The sequence below is a fragment of the Oleiphilus sp. HI0079 genome (assembly GCF_001635105.1).
In genome coordinates this window covers 1-1,376 of record NZ_LWFT01000778.1, presented here as the reverse complement: position 1 = coordinate 1,376, position 1,376 = coordinate 1, and the positions used below count along the sequence as shown (strand labels likewise).

The window sequence follows — 1,376 nt, the reverse complement described above, 5'->3', positions numbered from 1 at the left end:
GAAAGCGATCGATAACGTGGCAAGTTCCTCTAAAAAAGTAGGCATGTTGGATTTAGCAGTAACGACGACTTACCCTTTCCGTGAAGGCACGACCTTTGAAGAGCATGCTCACCACGACAGCGAAGAGAGCGAACACGGACACCACGACGAACCGCATGCGGATGATCATGCCGAGCATTCGAAAACAAACGAGGAACATGAAGCGCACCATGGCGGCTTGATCGATCGCTTTCTCTCGCTGTTCAGCTCAGGACACCATGACCATGAAGACGATCACCACGATGAACACGAAGACGAACATGATGAAGAACACGCAGACCATGAGGCGCACCTTCACGATGGGGTCGATCCTCACGCGTGGTTAGACCCGGAAAACGCAAAACAATGGGTAACGGAGATCTCCCGCGTACTGTCTGAGCAAGACCCAGAGAATGCAACAACGTATCAAGCGAATGCGAGCACCGCGATCGTGGCGCTTGACCAGCTGATTGAACAAACACAAGCAGAAGTCAGCAAGCTTGGAGATCTTCGATTTGTGGTGTTTCATGACGCGTATCAATACTTTGAGAGGCGTTTTGATATTGCAGCGGCAGGCTCTATTTCACTGGGCGACGCGGAAGACCCAAGCCCTGCGCGGATAACCGAAATTCGAAATACGGTTCAAACGCTAGGCGTTACCTGTGTGTTCGCCGAGCCGCAGTTTAATGAAGGTTTGGTGAAAAACATCTTCGCAGATTCCGCCGTCACACGAATTGGTGTTATGGATCCTTTAGGCGCAGACATTGCGACGGGTAAAGCACACTATTCTGGCCTGATTCTCGGTATGAGCGCCAGTTTAGCGGATTGCATAAAATAGCGGCAGCAGCCCTAGGTGGATCAGCCATCTAGGGCTCTCTCTGCGCGGGGATCGACGAACAAACCTCTATCGAAGTGAGGTATGCTGGCTTATCAACACCTCAACACTTGGAAACAACAGCGTATTCGTTCAGCTCTCAGATAACACAAGATGATTCAAGGGTTTGCATTGGCAAGCCAACGTGTACCCTGCCGATTTTTCGTCAGAGGTAATGCCGGGTACAGAGTTGGGTATCGACACTGCCTCGCCCTCTTCGATTTTCAGCTTACACGAACCACAGGTACCGGAAGAACATGCATGTGGCAACTGGATCCGAGCCGCTTTGGCAACCTCGAGTACAGTCTGATTCGATGCCACAGATAAGGAATGTGTCTGCCCATCCGCAAGCGCCACATCAACTTTATGCAACGGCCCCTTCGCCTCGGTAAGCGATGACACAAACTGCTCGATATGTATCTGCTCTCGCGCGATATTCCGCTCGGCTAACACGTCAAGCGCAAGGTCCTTCAAGCCCGCCGGC

Annotated in this window: 2 protein-coding genes; one reads left to right on the top strand and one right to left on the bottom strand. The window is 51.7% G+C overall.

What is annotated here, in order from left to right; all coding sequences use genetic code 11:
• The coding region (locus A3750_RS14580; RefSeq protein WP_156498603.1) for a zinc ABC transporter substrate-binding protein at positions 1-856 on the top strand (856 nt) is incomplete at its 5' end.
• 129 nt (positions 857-985) lie between these two features.
• Here A3750_RS14580 and A3750_RS14575 read toward each other — a convergent pair.
• Positions 986-1,376 (bottom strand): 2Fe-2S iron-sulfur cluster-binding protein (locus A3750_RS14575; RefSeq protein WP_156498602.1); only part of this gene is annotated, 391 nt, incomplete at its 5' end.